The sequence below is a fragment of the Peribacillus sp. NPDC058002 genome, from assembly GCF_042886655.1.
Lineage (GTDB): Bacteria > Bacillota > Bacilli > Bacillales > DSM-1321 > Peribacillus > Peribacillus aracenensis.
Map to the genome: position 1 here is coordinate 1 of NZ_JBHVQU010000338.1, position 3145 is coordinate 3145.

Annotated in this window: 2 protein-coding genes and 1 pseudogene; 2 read left to right on the forward strand and 1 reads right to left on the reverse strand. The window is 37.8% G+C overall.

Annotation, left to right across the window (positions count from 1 at the left end; all coding sequences use genetic code 11):
* Positions 1 to 291, forward strand: a pseudogene (locus tag ACFVSH_RS24635) (heavy metal translocating P-type ATPase); the annotation flags it as partial.
* A 161-nt stretch (positions 292 to 452) separates the two neighbouring features.
* On the opposite strand, the gene ACFVSH_RS24640 reads toward ACFVSH_RS24635, so the two are convergent.
* Positions 453 to 950 (reverse strand): DinB family protein, encoded by a 498-nt coding sequence (locus tag ACFVSH_RS24640; RefSeq protein WP_387708373.1) that lies wholly within the window; start codon positions 948 to 950, stop codon positions 453 to 455.
* Between the two features lie 760 nt (positions 951 to 1710).
* Here ACFVSH_RS24640 and ACFVSH_RS24645 point away from each other — a divergent pair.
* Complete coding sequence (locus ACFVSH_RS24645; RefSeq protein WP_387708371.1) at positions 1711 to 2631, forward strand: patatin-like phospholipase family protein; 921 nt, start codon at positions 1711 to 1713, stop codon at positions 2629 to 2631.
* Positions 2632 to 3145: the final 514 nt, after the last annotated feature.

The window sequence follows — 3145 nt, forward strand, 5'->3', positions numbered from 1 at the left end:
CTAGCCGATATAGGAATGGCTATAGGAACCGGGACGGACGTAGCCATGGAAGCTGCCGATATCACTTTGATCCGGGGGGATTTGACCAGTATTGCAGATGCAATCCTCATGAGCCGGAAAACGATGCGGAATATCAAACAAAACCTATTCTGGGCTTTTGCCTATAACGTAATCGGGATACCAATTGCGGCAATCGGACTGCTTGCCCCCTGGTTAGCTGGTGCTGCCATGGCTTTCAGTTCTGTATCAGTCGTATTGAATGCACTTCGCCTTCAACGGGTAAAGCTCTAAAGATATAATGAATGCTACAAAGCGTTTGGATTTTCATTCAGATAAAAGCCGATGATTCCTTGGCAAGTGAATCATCGGCTTTCAATTGGAATAGCCGTGCTTTTTTATGTTTATAGCGACTCCTAAATGATGTTCCTTCATACTTTCGGTTGCCAAACCGCTTATTTTAAACAATAAAATACATAATCGGTTGGTGCGCCACGCTCGCCTTGTTGGTGGAGCATCGCTGATACATTACCGCGATGGTAGGTCCCATGATTCACTACATGATGGATGAGGTCGGCAAGTATAAACTCACAAGCCCCCATTTTGGGATGTTCGGTTACAATGGTCCGTTCAAGATCAGGCTGTGAAGCAAGAAAATCATAATAATCCTTTGCAAGTTCATCAAAGCGGGATTCCAGTTCATGTATTGAGACTCCGTCCACTTCTTTTCGCCGTTGTTCAACTTTCATAAAAGTATCTTGAACGGTGCTTCCTTTCATTATCTCCAGCCAGGTAATATCTGTTGCGTAAAGGTGAACAAGGACTTCCTTGATGGATGGAAAGACACTTTTTATCGTGTTGCCATAGACTGCGTCAGGTAATTGTTTTAGGTTTTGGAACACTTGCTGATTAGCCCACACGTGGTAATCATACATTTTCCTTGCACGGTTCATTTCCACTTTTTCACTCCTTCAATTGTTACATATCCTTTTCGACATTATTAAAAAAATACCTCTATAAAAAATAACGGTCATCCTTTAAAGAAAATTCCTTTTTTGATAAGTGAATAAATTGGTTTTTCACCAAAAAGTACTTGTTTATAGAAAATTTTTCATATAGGCAGCCTTTTTGCTGACTTGCCTTCTTTAATTAATCAGTCTATTAAGTATAGTAAGGCAAGCAATAAAACAAAATTTAGTACTAAAAAAGAAGTAATGGGGTAGACACTTTACTATTTTGTTACCCATTTTGAGATTAGATGAAGGGTATCAGATTATTTGTCCATGCCAAAGCCTCGTTTTATACATACGATGATAGAAGATGCCATCTATTACTGTTATTAAATTGATTACCATCAATGTTGCGTTCACCACTGTCAGAATGTCTATCCACTCTTAATATAGTAGTAGAGCCAGAGAAAATGATTAAGGGTTTTCCTAGTAAGGAATCCACAGACATGTAGTAATGGTAAAGGTGTTAAAAAAACAAAAATGAATGGATATGCAACCAATGGTCAATCAGGGATGGAAAGCATAACTAGCGAATTTGTTAGAAAAATAGAACCGTCATTAATTTCAACCGTCGATGTCAAGCGGTTTTATACTTCAACTGAGGGGGCGGATTTTTGGAATCTAAGAATGTGAAAGTTCGCTTTATATGAAAATATTGTTTGTTAATTATTATAATAACTCTTATCGAGAGAGGTGGATAAAAATGAAAGCAGATGCCGTTTTTGAAGGTGGGGGTGTCAGGGGAATTGCTTTTATTGGAGCGATACAAGCAATGGAAGAGGAAAAAGTAGAATGGGAGAGACTTGCTGGGACATCAGCAGGAGCAGTAATCGCAGCTCTTTTGGCTAGTGGCTATAAAAGCCATGAAATTAGAGAGCGGTATAGTGAAATCAACTACTCGAAGATGCGAGGCAGGACATTACTGAATCGAATTCCCATTTTGGGCGTATTTTTGGAACTTAATGTTCATCTTGGGATTTTTAAAAATGACTATTTGGAAACATGGGTGGATTCTCTTCTTTCAGAAAAAGGGATTAAGACATTCGCGGATCTTCCAGATGGAAAGTTGAAGATAATTGCGTCTGATGTTTCGAATGGTCAGATGCTTATTTTGCCAGATGATTTGGAACGCTATGGGATGTCTCCTGCTGATTTAAAAGTTTCAACTGCCGTAATGATGAGTGCCTCCCTACCATTTTTCTTCCGTCCGGTTATTTGGAAATCAAAAGACCGGAAAAAATCCTACATTTTAGATGGTGGTTTACTTAGTAACTTCCCAATATGGATTTTCGATACAGACAATCCTCGCTTTCCAACATTCGGATTCCATTTTGTGAAAGATAAAGTTAACATAGATCCGGTTATACCAACGCCAATCCACCTTTTCAAAAATATATTTAAAACGATGCTTCAAGCCCATGATTTACGACATATGAACGAAGAAACGATTGAACGAACGATTCAAATTCCTACTGGCGGCATCAACGCAACGGACTTTGAACTGAGTGAGGAAGAAATCGACTTTCTCTATCAATCAGGCTATACTTCTGCAAAAGAATTTTTGTCTGAGTGGGATTTTGAACAATATAAGCACAAACGGATGCAAAGAGTAAAAAATAAGTAGGAGAAACAATACGCTATCTTTCCAAATGGGTGCAAGAGGGGGGACAAGGAGCTGTTACAACAGCTCTTTTTTTATTGAACTAACGATCATTAGTTTAATAGGAGGCATAGTTGTTCTGTGCTTAAGAGCAATAATTTGAAATGCGAAATCATAAAAAATCAACCTGAGATATTATTTTAGAATTTTTTAAATGAATAAACGGAAATAAAAGAATAAAAATAGAAACCAACTTGGAAGATTAAGATATACCATATATGAACTTACTTACCAGATTCATGAGGTGAATAATCGAACAAATCCTTTACGCTATAAATTATGAAATTCAATGAAAAGATCCTAAAAGGAGAGGAGATAGGAGTAACTCAATGTCACTGTGAGAAACGGATGATGAGCCAGACTTTCATTCCTCTGTTAAAAATGCTGTTAAAAAATATAGTTGGAGAAAATGTGCAAGGGATGGAATCTTCACTATAAATGAAAACAGTATTCCGGGGGCTTATCAGGAAGTGTTGAA